The organism is Streptomonospora wellingtoniae (genome assembly GCF_031845375.1).
Classification (GTDB): domain Bacteria; phylum Actinomycetota; class Actinomycetes; order Streptosporangiales; family Streptosporangiaceae; genus Streptomonospora; species Streptomonospora wellingtoniae.
In genome coordinates this window covers 112992-130557 of sequence record NZ_JAVREK010000016.1, presented here as the reverse complement: position 1 = coordinate 130557, position 17566 = coordinate 112992, and the positions used below count along the sequence as shown (strand labels likewise).

Below are 17566 nucleotides of genomic sequence, written 5' to 3'. Positions count from 1 at the left end.
GCGCCTACCGGGTACTCAAACGCCATCTGATCGATGTGATCTACCGGGCCATGGTCCGGGACCGGGCGGGGTGGGTCCATGCCGCGATCGAGCATCATCTCGCCGCTTGACATAGAAGGGTCAACGGTGCTGTGCCCGGAGCCCCGACGGCGATGAATCCCGCCGCGGAGCCCGGTCTGCCCTCCAGAGCCAGAGCGACTCCACCCGAGGAGAGCACCATGACCGCTACCTACGCCTTCGACGTCTTCTCCAGCATCGACGGCTTCGGCGCCGCGGGCGGCGACTGGACCGGGTACTGGGGCAAACAGGGGCCCGAGCTGCTCGACCACCGCCTGGCCCTGTACGGCGGGCGGCAGCGGATGGTCTTCGGCGCCAACACCTACCGGGCGTTCGCGCAGATGCTGGCCTCGAGCACCGAGGAGTCCGACGTGCGCGACCCGTGGGTGACGCGGATGGTCAACCTGCCGGCGACGGTGGTCTCGACCACGCTGGAGGAGCGGCTCGACTGGCCGGACGCCACCGTAGCGAGCGGCGACGCCGTCGAGGTCGTGGCCCGACTCAAGGAGGAGTCCGAGGTGCCGCTGCGCTCGCACGGCAGCCTGTCGATGAACCGGGCCCTGATGGCGGCCGGGCTGGTCGACCGCGTCCAGGTGACGTTCTTCCCGGTGATCACCGGTCGGAGTGGATTGGACCGGATCTTCGAGGGTGCGGCCGACTTCGACCTCGAACTGGTCGAGAGCCGCACGCTCGACGGCCGCATCCAGGAGCTCGTCTACCGGCCCATCGTGCACGCCTGAGTCCCTCCCGGTTTCCCGCCCGCCGAGCGGGCGGGCCGGCGGGAGACGGGCAGGAGCGGTCGCCGCGCCTCCCTCGCTTGGCGGGTGTGCGCAGCTGCGCGGATGCCGGCCGCGCGCCTAGCGGGCGTTCCCGGAGCTCCGCGGCGGCGTTTCCGACGGCGCGGCCGTGGCGGAGAATGCGCGGCTTACGGCGGTGGCCAGGCTGGCCCGGCGGCGGTCGTGGTCAGCGCCGGGGTCGGCCGCTGTGGTGGTGAAGGTGAGGCTGCTCGGCGACCAGGTCATGGCCATCGAGATGACCATGGAGTGCACCTCGGCTGCGGGCAGGGCAGGGTCGATGTGCCCGCTGTGCTGGGCTTCGGTGATGGCCTGGATCTTGGGGTGCTCGGCTTCGGCGGAGAACAGATGGCCGGCGGGTGTGCGCTCCAGGCGAGCCCAGGTGGCCAGGCGCACGAGCTGCGGATGGGCGAGGTAGGCGTCGTAGAGGCGGACGGCGTAGCCGGGCAGGTCCTCCGCTGTCAGGGGCGCGGCGTCGAGTACGCCTGCGACCTGGTCAGCGAGGACGGCGTCGAACAGCTCCTCCTTGCTGCCGTAGTAGGCGTACATCTGCGCCTTGCTGACCCGCGCCTCGCCCGAGATGCGGTCGACGCGCGCACCGGCTATGCCGTGAGCGGCGAACTCGGCGGTGGCCGCGTCCAGTAGGCGCCGCCGACTGGCCTGTCCCTTGTCCATGGCTCCAGCTTAAACGAACTGGTTCGTTTGCAATCCGTTAAGGGCGGATCTAGGGTCGACCAGGACGAACGAACCAGTTCGTTTCCTAGAAAGGAGACGCCGTGACCGCCCCACTCAAGCTGGACGACGCCGAGCGTCCGGCTCCCTCCTTCCTCGACGGCAAGGCCAAGCAGCTGCTGATCGACGGCGCGTGGACCGCGCCGCGCTCCGCCGAGACCTTCGACACCGTCGACCCCACCACCGGACGGGCGCTGGCCCGCGTCTCCTCCGCCGGGCAGGAGGACGTGGACCTGGCGGTCGCCGCCGCCCGCCGCGCCTTCGAGGCGCCGTCGTGGGCGGACATCACCCCCTACGAGCGCAGCAGGGTGCTGCTGCAGATCGCCGACGTCCTGGAGGAGCACACCGACGAGCTGGCCGTGCTGGACTCGCTCGACATGGGCGGCCCGCTGTGGATGACCCGCTGGCTCGTGGAGCACTCGGTGGAGGTGTTCCGGCACTACGCAGGCTGGCCGACGAAGATCTACGGGCAGACGGCGCCGTCCGACCCGGCGGCGTTCAACTACACCCTGCGCCAGCCGCTGGGCGTCGTGGGCGCGATCACCGCCTGGAACGGCCCGATCCTGCAGCTGGCCTGGAAGCTGGGCCCGGCGCTCGCAACGGGCAACACCGTCGTCGCCAAGCCCGCCGCCTGGTCGCCGCTATCCGCACTGCGGATCGGCGAACTGCTGACGGCCACGGATCTGCCGCCCGGCGTCGTCAACATCGTCAGCGGCGGTGCCGCCTCAGGAGAGGCGCTGACCGGCCATGGCGGCGTCGACAAGATCTCCTTCACGGGGTCTCTGGCCGTGGGCAAGCGCATTCTTGCGGCATCCGGCAACGACCTCAAGCGGGTGACGCTGGAACTGGGGGGCAAGTCGCCGACGATCGTCTTCGACGACGCCGACCTGAAGGCCGCCGCCAAGGGCGCCGTCGCCGGGTTCGCCCAGGGCAGCGGCGAGGGATGCGTGGCCGGGAGCCGGATCCTGGTCCAGGAGTCCGTCCGCGAGCGGTTCCGGGAGCTGCTCGTCCAGGAGATGCACGCCTACACGCTCGGGGACCCCTTCCACCCGGACACCCGGATGGGGCCGCTGGCCTCGCGCCGCCACTTCGAACGGGTGTCGTCCTACCTGGAGTCGGCCCGCGAGGACGGCGGCACGCTGGAGACGGTCGGCCCAACCGGACATGGCCTGTACATGCCGCCCACGTTCGTCGAAGGCGTCGGCAGCGACGCCCGGGTCGTGCGCGAGGAGGTCTTCGGCCCCGTCGCGTCGCTGATGGCGTTCACCGACGCCGAGGACGCCATCGCCCAGGGCAACGACACCGTCTACGGCCTGTCCGCCTCCGTGTGGACCTCGAACCTCACCCGGGCCCACCGCACCGCCGCACGCCTGCGCGCCGGAACCGTCTGGATCAACGCCTTCGGCGACATGAGCGCCGGCACCGTGCCGTTCGGCGGTTTCAAGCAGTCGGGCATCGGCCGCGAGCACGGCATCGAGGTTCTGGACGCCTATACCGAGACCAAGACCGTCATGGTGCACTTCTGACTCCGAGCTCCGGCCGGGGCCGCCCTCGGCCGCGTCCCCCGGGGGCGCCCGCACGCACGCCGGCCGGGCAGCGGCGTCACGTCCCGGTAGGCCCAGGGGCCGCTGGACGGTCGCTCGGGGGCGGCGCCTCGGCGGTCTCGTCGGCGGGTGGAGGGGCGGCCAGGTCGGGGGGCGCGGCTGCGGAGCCTCCTTCCGAGCGCGGTTGCGCATCCCCCGCTGCGCCGGCCCCGGCCGTCTCAGGGGTGCCGCCGCCGTCCGACGGCGAGAAGGCGGCCGAGGAGCGCGCCCCCGGCCGGGCGGGGGAGAGGGACCCCTGGTGCCCCTCGGGCGCCTGCCGTTCCTCCGGCATAGGGGGAGGGGGCGGTGCCGGCGTCGACGCGGGCTGCCCCGGGAGAACCGCCGCCTCCGTCGCGCCTGATGTCGCGGCCGCCTCGGACGTCGCGGCCGCCTCGGGATCTTCCGGAGCGGACGCGCTCGCCTCGTCGAGTGCCTCGGCACCCGGCGGAGAGGCGGCACGCGGTTCGCCGGTCTTCGCGGCGCCGGCGGTTCGATCCGGGTTGAGCGCGCCGCCGGATGCGGGCTCCCCCGTCGCCTGCGGCTCGGCGGGCGCGGTCGTGCCGGGCCCGGTCGGCGCGGTCGGCGAACTCTCCCCCCATCCCGACGCCGCCATGTCCGCACCGGTCGGCTCCGTCGGAGGGACGGCCGCAGGCACCGCGCGGCGCGAGCGCCAGGCGAAGAAGCCCCACACCGCCAGCGAAAGCGCGGCGAACCCGGCGAACAGCCCGAGCGTGGACAGCAGGGACTGCGGCACCGTCTTCCCGGCGACCTCGTCGGGGTGCATCAGCAGCAGGTAGCAGAACGCCACCGCCCCGGGCAGCACCGTCCACAGCCACATTCCCCTGCGCCACGACCACAGCCGGTAGCCGTCCAGGAAGCGCATCGGCAGCAGGGCGAACACCGCCGTCTGCACCCCCACCGCGAACACCGAGCGCAGGCACACCTCCGCCAGTTGCGCTCCGATGCCGGCGCCCTCGGCCTGGGAAGCCGGGACCACCGCTCCCCACGCGGCGTAGGCTGCCAGGCTGAGCAGCAGCACGCTGAAGGCACCGGCCCGGGTCGAACGCGCTTCGTCGGCCCGCACCCGCGCCTCCCGCTCCCGCGGTGTCAGAGCGAGCGGTCCCGAGCGGGCCGAGACCGCGACGAACCCGCCGACGAGGCCGTAGAAGTAGCCCGGCTCGAAGTCGGCCGCCCGGGAGGCGGCGGAGCAGACGGCGACGATCAAGAGCGCGGGAACCTGGACCTCGAAGCGCCCCCGGATTCCCGACCACGCCGTGTCGCGCAGCTCGGCCACCCACGCGAAGGCGGTGGTGACCGCGAAGGCGGCCACGAACAGGCCGACGAAGTCCAGCACGGGCCGGGCGTCGGGTCCGGTCGGCGGGTTCAACAGGACGGGCAGCGCCGCCGCCAGCGCGCAGAAGACGAGGAGGGCCGCCCAGCTGCGCGGGGGCATGCGCCCGCCGCCCGGGCGGGCCGCGGAAAGCACCCGGCTCCACCTGCGCCACCACGGTGTCCGCAGCGGGTTGGCCTCCAGGGTCTTGTTGAAGATTTCGGAGGGGAAGCCGATGAGCAGCCAGGCCGTTCCCGCGGTGCCCGCGGCGACGACGGCAGTGGCCGCAAGCAGGGCGGGGTCGAGCGAGAGCCCGTCCGGTCGCGGGATCCCATCGCCGCGCGGCGCGGTGGCGGCAGGCGCCGGGGCCCCGGCGAAACCGGTGATGACCGGGACGTCGATCCAGGCGTCGAAGCCGAACTCGGCCGGGGCGTCGTGGTACAGCCGGAGCATGTGCAGCCCGGGGGAGACATCGGCGGGCAGCACGACGCGGCCCTCGGCTCCCGTCCCCGCAATCTCGACGTCGCGGCCGTCGAGCTGGGCACTGAGCTGCTCAAGGGTGGGCGGTGCCTCGCCGAGGGGCCCCTCTTCGTTCATCCGCAGCCGGATCGCCCCGTCCACGGCGACCGGGTCGAACCGGTGCACGAACCATCCGCTGCCGGCCATGCTCTGGCGGCGCCAGGGCAGGTCCAGCACCGGCTCGGCCACCCGGCGCCACCGGCCGTCGGTGCCCCGGCATTCGACTTGGAGCACGACGCGGTCGTAGGGGTCGGCCTCCTGGTCGGTGACCTCGATGACCAGGGCATCGGCGGCGGCGTAGTAAACGCGGGTGTCGGTTAGCCGCATCGGGAAGCTCCCGCTGCCGCCCGAGCGTGTCTGATGGCCGGTGCCCTCCAGCCGCACTCCGCGCCCGTTGGCGCCCCCGGTCCCGGTGACGCCCTCCGGCAGGGCGCAGGCCGCCGGTGCCTCGTGGAGGGTGATCAGGTACCGGATTCCCTCGGCGCTCTGGAAGGGGTAGACGGCCACGCCGTTCTCGTCGGGGTCCGCTGCCGGGGGAGCGGCGTCGATCGCCGCGTCCTCCACCGGGCTCGTCGCCGGGTCCGCCGCGCCACCGGGTGCGGGTTGCGGCGCGGACCCGCCGGGTTCCGGGGATGTGGGCGCGGCCCATGCGGCAGGCGCGGCGGTCAGCCCCGCCAGGAGCAGCGCGAGCACTGCGATCCACCGACGCGCGGCCCGCGCGAGCAGGAGCGCAAGGCACGGGCGGCGAGGTCCCGGTCCTTCCCCGGCCCGGGACGTCGACCCCCGGCGGAGGCGGAGAGGAGGTCGGCTTCGGGTCGGCTGGACACAACTGCGACGCCACCCCATGGGGTCCCCTCCCGCACGGGCGATCGGTAGTCAGCAGTATGGCGCCTTATTGCGGATTCATCAGCGGATGCGGAAAACGGTTCTGCCGATTGTTCCCGTCGACCGCATTCGCCTGCGCGCGTCCGGGCCGCGAGCCGCAGTCGGCTCTGATCAGGGTTCAGGAGGATGTCTGCGAAGTGCTGCCAAGCGGCTACCCGGGTGCGGGCTGCGGGACCTTGCCGACCGCTGCAACACGGCGAGCCGGCCCGTCGCGCGTGGCCGCGATCGCTCCGGAACCGGCGTCGCTGTGGAACTCCGGCGCACCCGGGTGCCGAGTCGGCCCGGCGCGGCTGCGAGACCGTGGGGGTCGACCTCGTGCCGAAGGCGATCGAGGCCGCCCGGCGCGCGGGGCCTGCGGCGGTCACCTACGGCGTCGGTGACCGCCGCAGGCCCCGAATCGGCCGGACTCGGCACCTTCGAGCTCTTCCTCGACATCGGCTGCTTCCAGGGCCTCGACGCGGATCAGCGGGCCGCCGAGGGGCGGGGTGCGACGGCGCTGGCCATGCGAGGAGCCACGCTGCTCATGCTCGTTTTCGGGCCGTCGCGCTATGAGCGGCTTGTCGAGGGCGTCTCCCAGAAGGAGGTCGAAGCCTCCTTCCCCGGATGGGAGCTGCTCGCGGTCGAGGACGCGGACACCGCCGGCCTGTGGTGGCCTATGAACCGGACTTCGCCGAAGCGGTACCGGTTCCGCCGTCGCGCCGAGTGATGCAGCGCCGGCAGGGCAGGCGTGCTTGTCCGGGAGTTCCACGCCCTCCCCAAGATCGCGCCAGGGGACACCGGTTCTGATGCGGTGGAGGATCGCGTTGACGGTCCTGCAGTGGTCGGCGCATCGGCCGCCCTTGGGCGGATCGGCGGGCATGAGCGGGGAGAGCAGGGCCCACTCGGCATCGGTGAGGTCGAAACGACCGGAGCAGGCCCTGGCTAAACGCCGTTGGAGGACGGCGCGCCCGCGCCGTCCGAGGTCGGCTCGGGTTGCGTGTGGAGGATCTCGCGGGCCTGCTCCGCGGCGGAGGTTATGCTCTCGCCGACGAAGTCGACGAAGCGGGCGATGTTCTCCAGCCGCGCGGCGGCCGGGGTGTCGGGCCCGAGGACGTCGACGCCCTGGCGGGCGGTCCGGGCGAACTCGGCGTTGGACCGGGCAGCGGCGATCATCGACTGGTACCAGACGTCGCCGTCGACGAGATAGCGCTCGCGGCGGTTTTCGCCGCGTTCCCGGCGGACAAGGCCCTGGCCTTCGAGATAGGCGACCGCCTTGGATACGGACGCCGGGCTGACCTGGAGGCGCCGGACGAGCTCGGAAGCGGTCAGGCTCCCCGCGTCGGTGGTGAACAGGCAGGTGAGCACCCGGGCCATCATCTTGGGTACCCCCTGGCGCATCAGGCGGGTGGTCAACACCTCCTCGTACTCTCGCACGGCCTCGGGGTCGCGTCCGCGGGCCTGTTCGGGCGGCTGCACCCCCGGGGGGGCGGCCTGCCTGCGCTTGCGGTGCTCGGTTGCGCGGTGGGCCAGGTCGGCGCGGTAGGCGGTGGGACCGCCGTTTCTCATCACCTCGCGCGTGACCGTCGAGGTGGGGCGGCCGAGGCCTCTGGCGACCTCCGCATAGGCGAGCCCGTCGGCCAGACCGAGTGCGATCTGCTGGCGTTCCTGCTGGGTGAGTCGGCCTCCCGGCACCGGGACCTCCCTCCGCGCTTCCTTGACCCAGAACATAGCTTTCACTTGCATCGAATGCAACAGTCGATCGCCAGTCGTTGCATTAGGTAGAAAGTCATTGCAACGATTTAGAGCATTTGAGCTGCAGTTACTAAAAATTATTGCAACAACCTCGTTGCTCGATTGTGAAACGCAACGTAGCGTTTGCGATGTCGGAAACGCAGGGGTCGACGCCGCCTGCGACGACGGCGCCCTGCGGATCCGGCACGACATCCCGGTCGGCACGTCGGCCGGACCGCAGGACCTCCGGCCCGGCCCACCGAGGCCGCGGGCGCCAACGCGCGGCGAGCATCGCCGATCGAACCCGAGTAGGAAGAGGAGACACACGATGGACAACGGCAGCGGCGGCTTCCGCGAGTCAGGGCTGCGCAGGATGCGCGACGTGCTGGAACGGCATGTCGAGTCCGGGAAGATCCCCGGCCTCGTCGCGTTGGTCGACCGGGGCGGTGAGGCACACGTCGAAGCGATCGGGACGATGCGCCACGACGGTGGCGGGCCGATGCGGCGGGATACCGTGTTCCGGATGGCCTCGACCTCGAAGCCGGTTGCGATCTCGGCGGCCATGGTCCTGCTCGACGAGTGCCGGCTCCGACTGGACGACCCCGTCGAGCGGTGGTTGCCCGAACTCGCCGACCGGCGGGTACTGAAGCGGCTCGACGGTCCGCTGGACGACACCGTTCCCGCGCGGCGGCCGATCACCGTACGGGACCTGCTGACCTCCACGTTCGGGCTCGGCATGGACATGACGGCGCTGGGCTCCCCGATCATGACCGCGATCTTCGAACAGGGGCTCACGCCCAATCTTCCCGAGCCGATGCCCGAGCCGGACGAGTGGATGCGCCGCCTCGGCGGGCTGCCGCTGATGCACCAGCCTGGAGAGCGCTGGCAGTACCACATCAGCAGCGACCTGCTCGGCGTGCTCGTCGCCAGGGTCACGGGGCAGCCGTTCGATGAGTTCCTGCGCGAACGCATCCTCGAACCCCTGGGCATGAAGGACACCGGTTTTCACGTGCCCTCCGACGAGATCGGCCGCCTGCCGCTCCTCTACGCTCCCGACCCGCAGACCGGAGAGTTCCACGTGTGGGACGAAGCCGAGGGGGGACGCCACAGCCGGCCTCCGGCGTTCCAGGGCGGCGGAGGCGGGCTGGTCTCCACCGCGGACGACTACCGCGCCTACTTCCGGATGCTGCTGAACGGCGGGATGCACCGGAACAAACGGATCCTTTCCAGGCCCGCCGTCCGGCTCATGACCACCAACCGCCTCACGCCCGAGCAGCAGGCCGCCCGAAACGCCATGGCCGCCGACAACGTCCACGTGTCGTTCGGCCAAGGCCAGCAGGGCGGCTGGGGCTTCGGGATGGCGGTGCGCACCTACCGCGGCGACTACGCGCCCATCGGCCAGTTCGGCTGGGACGGGGGCAGTGGCACCTCGACCTACGCCGACCCCGAGAACCAGGTCACCGGAATCCTGCTCAGCCAGGTCGGGATGTCCGTCCCGGACTCGGCGCGGCTCATCCACGACTTCTGGACGACCCTCTACCAGGCGATCGACGACTGACACCGGCGCCCCGACCGGCGGTCCCCTGCAGACCGGCCACGTCGCGGGGCCGGGCTAGGGTGAGGGCATGATCGCGGTTGACTCTTATGAGCTGAACGACGGCAACTCCCTGCCTGCGGTGGGGTTCGGCACGGTCTCGCTGCGCGGTGACGACGGGGTGGCGGTGATGCGCACCGCTCTGGAGTCCGGCTACCGGCTGCTCGACAGCGCCGTCAACTACGAGAACGAGGAGGAAGTCGGCCAGGCGGTGCGCACGTCCGGCGTGCCCCGGGAGGACGTGCTCATCACCACGAAGATCCCAGGGCGGCACCACGAGTACTCCTCGGCCGTCGAATCGGTCGAAGGCTCCCTGCGCAGGATCGGCTCCGAGTACCTCGACCTGTGCCTGATCCACTGGCCCAACCCGAGCGTCGGCAGGTATCTCGAAGCGTGGCGCGCCTTGGTGGATCTGCGCGAGCGGGGCCTCGTACGCTCCATCGGCGTCAGCAACTTCACTGCGCAGCACCTGCGCGCCGTCATCGACGACACCGGCGTCACACCCGCGGTGAACCAGATCGAGCTGCACCCCTACTTCCCGCAGGCCGCGATGCGCGAGGTCGACGCCGGGCTGGGCATCCAAACGCAGTCGTGGAGCCCGCTGGGCAAGAACAGCGCCCCCTTCGGCGAGCGGCCGGTGTCCGAAGCTGCGGCTGCGCACGGCGCCACCCCGGCTCAGGTGATCCTGCGATGGCAGTTGCAGCTCGGCGCGCTGCCCATTCCGAAGTCGTCGGACGCGCGGCGGCAGAGGGAGAACCTCGACGTCTTCGGTTTCGAGCTCACCGATGCCGAAGTCGCGGCGATCAGCGGTCTGGCCAGGGACGACGGGCGCCTGTTCGGCGGAGACCCCGACGTCCACGAGGAGATGTAGCCGCTGGACCGGCCCGCCCTCGAACAGGGGGCGTGCGCGCGCCCCCGTCGCGGCCGGGCTCGACGCCGCCGCGCTGGCCGGCCGCCTGCGCCGCCGGGGCCCTGCCGGACCTGCAGCCTCGCCCTGCGGTCCCGACACGATGCCAAGGGGACTCTCCCGCCGCGAAATCCCCGGTCACGGACCTTCCGCCGATATCATTGGGCGTCCATCACCGCTTTCCGGCGTTCACCGAATACGCTGCGGCCCGCCGCTCAGGACACGAGGGATTCCGTTCGTCCAGCAGAGGTGTGTGCCCGACCGGAGTCGTCTCATGCGGCCCCGTTCTCGGCATCCCCGCGAACCGAAGGAGAGTCGCCATGTCACGGACACGCGTCAACAACTTCTCCATCTCGCTCGACGGCTTCGGTACCGGGGAGGGGCAGAGCGCCGAGGCGCCTTTCGGGCATGCCGGGGACAGGCTGCATCAATGGATGTTCGCCACCCATTGGTGGCACGGGCCGGGCGGCAGCGGCGGCGTCGACGACGCCCTCGCCCAGCGGTTCGAACCGGGCATCGGCGCCGAGATCATGGGCGCCAACAAGTTCGGCTACCCCGGGTGGCACGAGGACCCGGCGTGGAAGGGCCCCTGGGGGCCGAACCCGCCGTTCCATACCCCGGTCTTCGTCCTCACCCATCACACCCGCCCGTCGATCGAGATGGAGGGCGGCACGACGTTCCACTTCATCGACGCTTCGCCCGCCGAAGCGCTCGCAACGGCCCGCGAGGCCGCACGCGGGCAGGACGTGCGCATCGGCGGCGGCCCGACCGTCGTCCGCGACTTCCTCGCCGCCGGGCTCGTCGACCACCTGCACGCGGTGGTGGTCCCGATCGTCCTCGGCCGCGGTGTGCGCCTCTGGGACGGGCTGGAGGGCATCGACACGCAGTACGAGGTCGAGGCCACCTCGACCCCGAGCGGCGTCACCCATGTGACCTTCACCCGTCCGGGGGTGTGAACCGCCGCCACGTCTCTGCTCGACGACCGCCGGGCGGCGCGGGGGAGCGCCGCCCGTGTGTGCCTGCGGCCGTGTGCGCCCGCGGTGACCTCCGGGTCGATGCCGGCACGTCACCCATGGTGACGGCGGTGAACGGGGGTGTCGGTGGGGACGTGGCGGCCGACGAGTGTCGCCCCGATCCGGTCCCAGTACGGCCCGGTGCAATCGAAGGACGTCTGCGACACCTGACCTCGCCGCTCTCGTCCAACGGGACGTCACCGTTGGACAACCAGTCGAACAGCGGTCCGGGCTGGTCATTCTGGTCCGCGACGAAGCCGTCCAGCGACACCGAGCCGTACACGACCACGCTGCCGACGAGCTCTCCTCTTATTGGCGACGCCATCAAGTCGGCGTGTGGTGCACTGTCGCTCTTCCATGGTCACGTCGATCACCAAGGCAACGGCACGATCGCCCGAGAACAAAGCGCCACGAGATCATCGGGCGGCCCCAAGCCGCGCCGATCGCCGTCGGTTACTCGGGCACTCAGCGCTTGGTCTCGTACCTGGTCAGCACCACGCCATTGGGAAACGTGCGAGTCTCCACCAGGCTCAGGTTCGCGCGGTTGTCCAGGGCTGTGAAGAACGGCGTGCCGCCGCCCACCAGGGCCGGATGGGTGACGAGCACGTACTCGTCGATCAGCCCGGCCCGCATGGCCGCCGCGGCGAGTGTGGCACCCGCGATGTCCATGGGATCGCCGTCCTCGGCCTTGAGCCGGGTGATCTCGGTGACCGCGTCGCCGGTGACCAGGCGGGTGTTCCAGTCGACCGTGCTGGTCGTCGAGGAGAACACCACCTTCGGCATGTCCCGCCAGCGCCGGGCGTACTCGATCGTCGCCGGTGTGGCGCCCGGCTGCTTGTCGGCGGTGGGCCAGTGGGAGCTCATCGTTTCCCACAGCCTGCGCCCGTACAGTGCCAGGGCCGTCGCGCCCACCCGGTCGGACCACCACTGGAACAGCTCGTCGCTCGGCACGCTCCAGTCGAGGTCGTCGCCGGGCGCAGCGATGTAGCCGTCCAGGCTCAGGTTCATGCCGTAGATCAGTTTCCGCATGGCGCAAGCCTCCCGTGAGTCGGTATTCGGCGTACAGACCGGCACGGCGCGCGGAAATCATCGGTCAGGCCGCACCGCGGGCCGGTCGACCACCACGCCAAGCGCATGGTCTGTCTGCACGGAAAGGACTCCAACGTACCGGCGGGTCGAGATGCCCGCCGCCATCGCCGTGACCTGCAGCGGTGGAAATGACCGCTGCGGTGGAAACTCTCTCTGACGGGAAGTCGATTACTGATCCCGGCCATACCAGGATCAATCCCTGCCGACTCCTTGACGCATGACACGGCTTCTCCGCCGGCGCTTCGCCTGCGGTCCGCCCCTCTTGCCCGGGAAACGATCATTGCTCCGGATTTCGTCTCGGGCAGGCTCTTGCGCGTATCGGCTCTGAGCAGAAGCCGAAGACTGCGGCACAGAAATCGACCGCGGTTCCAAGTAAACGTTAAACCGACTTTCCGGTTCGCAATCGAAGGTGGAGCTTTCCGGCCCACCTCGCGCGCGACACCGTGGAAAGGAAGCGAGACCGCCACACCGCGGCCGATTCAGGACCTGTTGTCGAGGAGGCCGTCGAACATGGGGGGGCGGCACACCCGCTGAGGACCGGCGCCGTGTAGCCGCCGGTGCGCTCCCGATTCCAAAAAACAGGCCCTAGCCCTGAACCTATTGCAGAAGGAACCCGGCGACCGGTCGGGGGACGCACGAGTTGTGGCCGAGTGCGCGAGGGCGGCCACCTACAGCGCTCCCGGCGCGGTGCCGAGCAGCGAAAGGGCGAGCTCCCCGCTTCCGACGAGGGCCCTATCGGTGCGCCTGGCGATTTCGCGCGCAGGATCGAGAACGACGCGCGCGAGCTCGCGCGCCGGCTCGGACCGAGGCACCCCGAGACGCTGAAAGCCCGGATGGAGCACGCCGAGCTGATCGGGCAGGCCGGAGACGCCCATGGCGCTGCGCAGCTGTACCGCCGACTGGCACAGGACCACCAGGAGGCGTTCGGGCGGGGCTCCCGCGGGCGTTTGGACGCCTTCCAGGGGGAGTCGAGGTGGATCAGCCGTGCCGCCGAGCAGGCTGCCCAGCAGGAGTAAGCGGCGACCGGCGGCAGCTCAGGAAGAGGCGGTGTTCAGTGCCCGTCGATCCTGATCTGCGTGGCTGTCGCGTGAGCCAAGATGGAATCTGGAATGCGAGTGCCTCCGCCCTTGGACGGGACGGCGTATAGCTTGGGGCGGCATTGTCGCTGGGAGGTGCATCGGCGTGTCCATACTTGGAGGCGGCGATTGCCGGCTTGCAAGTCCTGGTGGAGACGGAAGCAGTTCGCTTGCGACGGAGAGCGGCGTGCGGGTGCCTGGCCTTGGGGACCGAACGGTATTCTAGTCTCCCATCGCCGCAGGTCAGGAATCTGCTCTCCACGCACGTGGAGGTGAACCTGTTGCAGCCTCAACGGCTTCGCGATGTCGCGATGAGTTTGGTCGCCTCCGTCAGTCTGTACGTGCGTCAGCGGTCCGAATCACCGCGGCGCGACCCGCAACCACTACTTTCGGAGAGAACTGTTGTCCGACACCACCTGCCACATGTCGATCTCCCTCGACGGCTTCGTCGCCGGACCCGAGCAGAGCCGAGACCATCCGCTGGGCAAGCGCGGCCTTGAACTGCACGGCTGGCATATCGGCGATCCGCGCGCGACCCAAGCCGACGAGACCGCCAAGAGCTGGGTGATGCGCCCGCGCGGCGCCTACGTCATGGGCCGAAACATGTTCGGGCCGATCCGCGGTGAGTGGAACGAGGCGTGGGACGGATGGTGGGGACCCGAGCCCCCTTATCACGCTCCGGTGTTCGTGCTCACGCACTACGCCCACGAGCCGATCCGGATGGAGGGCGGAACCACCTTCCACTTCGTCACGGAGGGCTTCGACGCCGCCTATGCGCAGGCGCTCGAAATCGCGGACGGCAAGGGGGTGGATATCGCCGGTGGCGCTTCGACGGTTCGACAGGCCCTCAACGCCGACGTGATCGATGAACTCACCCTCGACGTCGCGCCCGTCCTACTCCGTAGCGGTGAGCGCATGTTCGATGGCGTCGCGGCCTTCGGTTTCGAGCCCGTCGAGGTGCTCCACTCACCGCTGAGCACCCATATCCGCTACCGCAAGCGCGACGACGCCGACTGAGCGGCAGTTGGGCCTCGTGTCTCGATCGGGGACCCGCTTGCGCACATTCTTGAGCCTGGTCCGGTCACGGTGGTCGGGTCGGGCCGGGGGGCCCTGCTGGGATTGCCCGCTTTGGGTTCCCCGGTCCGCCCGCCGGACCCGTCGTGCCGACGTCGCGAGCGCGCTGGGCTCGCTGACGACCATGGCCGACACCGCCACTGCACACCACTCGGCCGTCGAGCCGGTCTATGCCGCGTCGACGACGGCGCTCAACGCCGTGACGCTGTCCATGATGACCGAGCTGGAAGCGACCCACATCAAGGTGAACCTCGTTTCACCGGGGTTCGCGAACACGGCGCTGGTCAACTTCGAGGGTACGGAATCGGTCGAGGACGCCGCCCGCGAGGTGGTCCGCGTCGCCCGGCTCGGACCGGACGCGCCGGCGGGCACCTTCACCTGCCCGGCTCCGGCCCCCTGCTGTGTGAGACAGGGTTCCGCCTGCAGGGCCAGGCCCTGTTTTGAAGGGGTGCTCAGCGTGGCAGGTGGCACGAAAGCACGCGCGCTGTCGCAGCGTGCCGGGCCGGTTCGGGGTCTACGCGCTCCGTGAGGCGCCGTGCGTACTCGGCGAGAAGGTCGTGCATCTGGTAACGGTTCCGGGCGGCCACGACGACCAGGTGCTCGTCGGCGAGCTGGTCGAGCAGGCGCTGGGCGCGAGCCGGGTCGACGTCGCAGAGCGCCGCGGCGCTCTCAGCGCTGAAGTCCGCCCCTGGATGCAGCGAGAGGAGCCGGAACATTCGCCGTCCGTCGGCGTCCAGGGCCCGGTAGGACCGGCCGAAGACCGCGTGCACGTCCCGTGTGGCCGGCTCGTTCTCTTCCCGGCCGACGCGCGCGCGGCCGAGGAGGCCGGGTCCCTCGCCGATGCCGTGACCGGGTGAGTTCCGCAGTCGGCTGGCGGCCAGAGCGACGGCGAGCGGGAGCCGACCACAGAGCTCCACCAACCTCTCGGGTACCGCGGGGGCGCTTGCGAGCCGCCCCGGCCCGGCAACGGTGGTGAGCAGCTCCTTGCCCTCAGCCGGCGAGAACACGTCCAGGGTCAGTGTGAACGCGCCGTCCAAGGCCAGCGCGCGCCTGCTGGTGACCAGCACCAGGGCGTCGGGGCTGGCAGGCAGCAACGGGGCGACCTGGTCTTCGCTCTCGGCGTCGTCCAGCAGTACCAGCGTCCTCGTGCCGTGCAACCGGTCGCGATACATGGCCGTCCGGTCGTCCACACTGTCGGGAGTACGGTCGGTGGGCACGCCCACGATGCCGAGAAGCGACGCGAGCACCGAACTCGGGTCCGCCGGGGGTTCCTGGGAACGTCCCCGCAGGTCCGCGTACAGCTGCCGATCCGGGTACCTCCCCTCGGCCAGCAACCGGTGCGCGAAACGAACGGCGAGGCGGGTCTTGCCCACCCCGGGCATGCCCTGGATGATGCATATCGGCAGCGCGGTGCCGCTGCGCGTTTCGCGGTCCAGGTTCTCGCGCAACACATGCAGCTCGGTTGAACGGCCGATGAATCCAGGGGTGTCCGGCGGCAACCGGTGCCGCGTACTCACCGTAACGGGTTCGGTCGCGGCGTCCCGGCGAAGCACCTGCCGGTACGCTGCCTCCAGTTCGGGGCCGGGGTCCGTTCCCAGCTCCTCGACCAGGCTCCGCCGCAGCCTGTCGAACTCCGCAAGCGCCGCGTCGCGTTGCCCGCAGCCGGAGAGCGCGATCATCAGCGCCGTGTGCGCCGCCTCGTTCAGCGGGTCGGAGTCGGTCACCTGCCGCAGGTGCGGCAGAACCTCCGCGTGCCGGCCCAGCCGTGCGGCCACGGCCGCGTACTCGACCACCACGGCCCGCCGTTCCCGGGACAACGCCGACACCGCCGGTCGGTTTCCGAGCACCGCCACGTCGGCAAGCGGCTCACCTCTCCACAGCTCGCTCGCGTACCGGAAGAGGGCGCATGCCTTGGCGAGCGCGCCCACGTCGCGCTCCTGCCGGGCGCGGGCGACGACACGGCGAAACGCCAGCAGATCGAGCTGGTCCTCCGTCACGGCCAGCCGGTACCCCGCCGGGCCCGCAGCCAGCATGCGGGCGGAGCCGTGCCCCGCCCGCCCCGGTTGCAATCGGCGGCGCAGGCGAGAGATCCGCGACGACAGGGAACCGTGCGCACTCGAAGAAGGCCGGGCTCGCCGGGCCGCCTCGACGAGCGCGGCGTGACCGACCTCCTCGTTGGCCGAAAGCGCCAGCACCCCGAGCAGCGTCCGCTGCGCCTCGCCCCCCGGGTCGACCGGAACGCCGTCGACGGCGACTCGGAGCGGCCCCAGGATGTCCACCCGGAGACCGCACTGAATCACGTCCGCGGGCGTGCCCGCTCGCACCAGGGCGTCGCTGTCGGCCCGTTCCAGTCCCAGCGTCTCCACCAGACTCCGCAGCGTGCTCGCGCGCGGCTGCTTCACCCGCCCCTGCTCGATGTCCCGCAGCGCCGCCACGCTCAGGCCGGCCCGGTGCGCCAGTTCCTGCTGGGTGAACCCGGCCTGCCGGCGGGACGTTCGGACCAGCGCTCCCAGGCCGGACACGTTCATCCATTCAATTCGCGAATCTCAAGATCCGCGCATCGATGACGCGGATTCCGGGGCAGCCGATTACGTCGGTTGGGTGCGCCCTGCCGACTCTCTCGGATATGCGGCGCGTCACCAGGGTGAATTTATCACCATGTGTTGATCCTGCGGTTCGCGCACACCAGGTGGGCTGATCCGTAGCGCGCCAGTACCACTCCCGTAGACCGCGCCATCATGAGCGGTTTGACCTGCAATGTCACCACATTCTGGACGAAGTGCTGCGATCACGACATATCAGCGGGGCCAACGAGACTTGAGGTGGCACAGCGCCACGCGCGCAGCGGGGGGCGTGGCGCAAGGGACATCGTGCCCCCGTGGCCGACCCGGCCACGGCTGCCCGGTGCGACCGGAGGTCATGTCTTGACCAGACACGGTTCCCACCAGGCAGTCGAATCCGCCGACGAGAAGGAGTGTTGATGCAGTCACAGAACCAGAGCACGCAGAAGGTGGACTTCGAGGTCGACGACCTCCCGATGGACGTGTTCTCACTGACCTCGAAGGGCCTCACGGTCGAGTCCCTGACGTCGGCGCACGGCCTCCCGGACAACGGCGCTTCGGGCCCCGAAACCGGTGGCTCGTGCAGCCCCGGCGGGTGCGTCTCCTCCTCCATCGGGTTCTTCGAATAGCGGTCTGACCGGT

At 70.7% G+C, this 17566-nt stretch carries 14 protein-coding genes and 2 pseudogenes; 10 read left to right on the top strand and 6 right to left on the bottom strand.

Translation table 11 applies throughout. The features are described 5' to 3' along the window. Positions 1–218 precede the first annotated feature (218 nt). Positions 219–797 carry a dihydrofolate reductase family protein gene (locus tag RM446_RS15945; RefSeq protein ID WP_311546091.1) on the top strand — a complete coding sequence of 193 codons (579 nt, stop codon included), beginning with the start codon at positions 219–221 and terminating at the stop codon, positions 795–797. Between the two features lie 117 nt (positions 798–914). On the opposite strand, the gene RM446_RS15940 is transcribed toward RM446_RS15945, so the two are convergent. Further along, positions 915–1526 (bottom strand): TetR family transcriptional regulator, encoded by a 612-nt coding sequence (locus tag RM446_RS15940; RefSeq protein ID WP_311546090.1) that lies wholly within the window; start codon positions 1524–1526, stop codon positions 915–917. Positions 1527–1627: 101 nt separating this feature from the next. Between RM446_RS15940 and RM446_RS15935 the strand changes: the two genes are divergently transcribed. Continuing rightward, positions 1628–3109 carry an aldehyde dehydrogenase family protein gene (locus RM446_RS15935; protein WP_311546089.1) on the top strand — a complete coding sequence of 494 codons (1482 nt, stop codon included), beginning with the start codon at positions 1628–1630 and terminating at the stop codon, positions 3107–3109. A 76-nt stretch (positions 3110–3185) separates the two neighbouring features. On the opposite strand, the gene RM446_RS15930 is transcribed toward RM446_RS15935, so the two are convergent. Beyond that, positions 3186–5708, bottom strand: coding sequence for an FGLLP motif-containing membrane protein (locus RM446_RS15930; RefSeq protein WP_311546088.1), 2523 nt, complete (start codon positions 5706–5708; stop codon positions 3186–3188). A gap of 318 nt (positions 5709–6026) precedes the next feature. On the opposite strand from RM446_RS15930, the pseudogene RM446_RS15925 reads away from it, so the two are divergent. Further along, positions 6027–6606: pseudogene (locus RM446_RS15925) on the top strand (SAM-dependent methyltransferase). Between the two features lie 57 nt (positions 6607–6663). Here RM446_RS15925 and RM446_RS15920 read toward each other — a convergent pair. Beyond that, a pseudogene (locus RM446_RS15920) lies at positions 6664–6783 on the bottom strand (transposase); the annotation flags it as partial. Between the two features lie 38 nt (positions 6784–6821). Beyond that, positions 6822–7571, bottom strand: a complete 750-nt coding sequence (locus RM446_RS15915; RefSeq protein WP_311546098.1) for a GbsR/MarR family transcriptional regulator — start codon at positions 7569–7571, stop codon at positions 6822–6824. Positions 7572–7938: 367 nt separating this feature from the next. Between RM446_RS15915 and RM446_RS15910 the strand changes: the two genes are divergently transcribed. The 3 genes from RM446_RS15910 to RM446_RS15900 all read left to right on the top strand — a co-directional run bounded on the left by RM446_RS15910 (position 7939) and on the right by RM446_RS15900 (position 11067). After that, positions 7939–9168, top strand: a complete 1230-nt coding sequence (locus RM446_RS15910) for a serine hydrolase domain-containing protein (RefSeq protein ID WP_311546087.1) — start codon at positions 7939–7941, stop codon at positions 9166–9168. A gap of 67 nt (positions 9169–9235) precedes the next feature. Continuing rightward, the gene (locus RM446_RS15905) at positions 9236–10075 is read left to right on the top strand and encodes an aldo/keto reductase (protein ID WP_311546086.1); all 840 of its coding nucleotides are present in this window, start codon (positions 9236–9238) and stop codon (positions 10073–10075) included. A gap of 356 nt (positions 10076–10431) precedes the next feature. Next, positions 10432–11067 carry a dihydrofolate reductase family protein gene (locus RM446_RS15900; RefSeq protein ID WP_311546085.1) on the top strand — a complete coding sequence of 212 codons (636 nt, stop codon included), beginning with the start codon at positions 10432–10434 and terminating at the stop codon, positions 11065–11067. A 522-nt stretch (positions 11068–11589) separates the two neighbouring features. Here the strand turns inward: RM446_RS15900 and RM446_RS15895 are convergent. Continuing rightward, positions 11590–12153, bottom strand: a complete 564-nt coding sequence (locus RM446_RS15895) for a dihydrofolate reductase family protein (protein WP_311546084.1) — start codon at positions 12151–12153, stop codon at positions 11590–11592. An 893-nt stretch (positions 12154–13046) separates the two neighbouring features. Here RM446_RS15895 and RM446_RS15890 point away from each other — a divergent pair. The 3 genes from RM446_RS15890 to RM446_RS15880 all read left to right on the top strand — a co-directional run bounded on the left by RM446_RS15890 (position 13047) and on the right by RM446_RS15880 (position 14892). Then, a complete protein-coding gene (locus tag RM446_RS15890) occupies positions 13047–13229 on the top strand; it encodes a hypothetical protein (protein ID WP_311546083.1) in 183 nt (60 codons plus the stop codon). Between the two features lie 462 nt (positions 13230–13691). Beyond that, the gene (locus RM446_RS15885; protein ID WP_311546082.1) at positions 13692–14306 is read left to right on the top strand and encodes a dihydrofolate reductase family protein; all 615 of its coding nucleotides are present in this window, start codon (positions 13692–13694) and stop codon (positions 14304–14306) included. 16 nt (positions 14307–14322) lie between these two features. After that, on the top strand, positions 14323–14892 hold the full coding sequence (locus RM446_RS15880) for an SDR family NAD(P)-dependent oxidoreductase (protein ID WP_311546097.1): 570 nt from the start codon (positions 14323–14325) through the stop codon (positions 14890–14892). Here the strand turns inward: RM446_RS15880 and RM446_RS15875 are convergent. Next, positions 14816–16891, bottom strand: coding sequence for a BTAD domain-containing putative transcriptional regulator (locus RM446_RS15875; RefSeq protein WP_311546081.1), 2076 nt, complete (start codon positions 16889–16891; stop codon positions 14816–14818). The genes RM446_RS15880 and RM446_RS15875 overlap by 77 nt on opposite strands. A gap of 452 nt (positions 16892–17343) precedes the next feature. Between RM446_RS15875 and RM446_RS15870 the strand changes: the two genes are divergently transcribed. Then, on the top strand, positions 17344–17553 hold the full coding sequence (locus RM446_RS15870; protein WP_311546080.1) for a thiomuracin/GE37468 family thiazolyl RiPP peptide: 210 nt from the start codon (positions 17344–17346) through the stop codon (positions 17551–17553). Positions 17554–17566: the final 13 nt, after the last annotated feature.

Coding starts and splice junctions, on each gene's coding strand:
- RM446_RS15945 (WP_311546091.1), top strand. CDS start 219: ATGACCGCTACCTACGCCTTCGACGTCTTCTCCAGCATCGACGGCTTC.
- RM446_RS15940 (WP_311546090.1), bottom strand. CDS start 1,526: ATGGACAAGGGACAGGCCAGTCGGCGGCGCCTACTGGACGCGGCCACC.
- RM446_RS15910 (WP_311546087.1), top strand. CDS start 7,939: ATGGACAACGGCAGCGGCGGCTTCCGCGAGTCAGGGCTGCGCAGGATG.
- RM446_RS15905 (WP_311546086.1), top strand. CDS start 9,236: ATGATCGCGGTTGACTCTTATGAGCTGAACGACGGCAACTCCCTGCCT.
- RM446_RS15900 (WP_311546085.1), top strand. CDS start 10,432: ATGTCACGGACACGCGTCAACAACTTCTCCATCTCGCTCGACGGCTTC.
- RM446_RS15895 (WP_311546084.1), bottom strand. CDS start 12,153: ATGCGGAAACTGATCTACGGCATGAACCTGAGCCTGGACGGCTACATC.
- RM446_RS15890 (WP_311546083.1), top strand. CDS start 13,047: ATGGAGCACGCCGAGCTGATCGGGCAGGCCGGAGACGCCCATGGCGCT.
- RM446_RS15875 (WP_311546081.1), bottom strand. CDS start 16,891: ATGAACGTGTCCGGCCTGGGAGCGCTGGTCCGAACGTCCCGCCGGCAG.
- RM446_RS15870 (WP_311546080.1), top strand. CDS start 17,344: ATGCAGTCACAGAACCAGAGCACGCAGAAGGTGGACTTCGAGGTCGAC.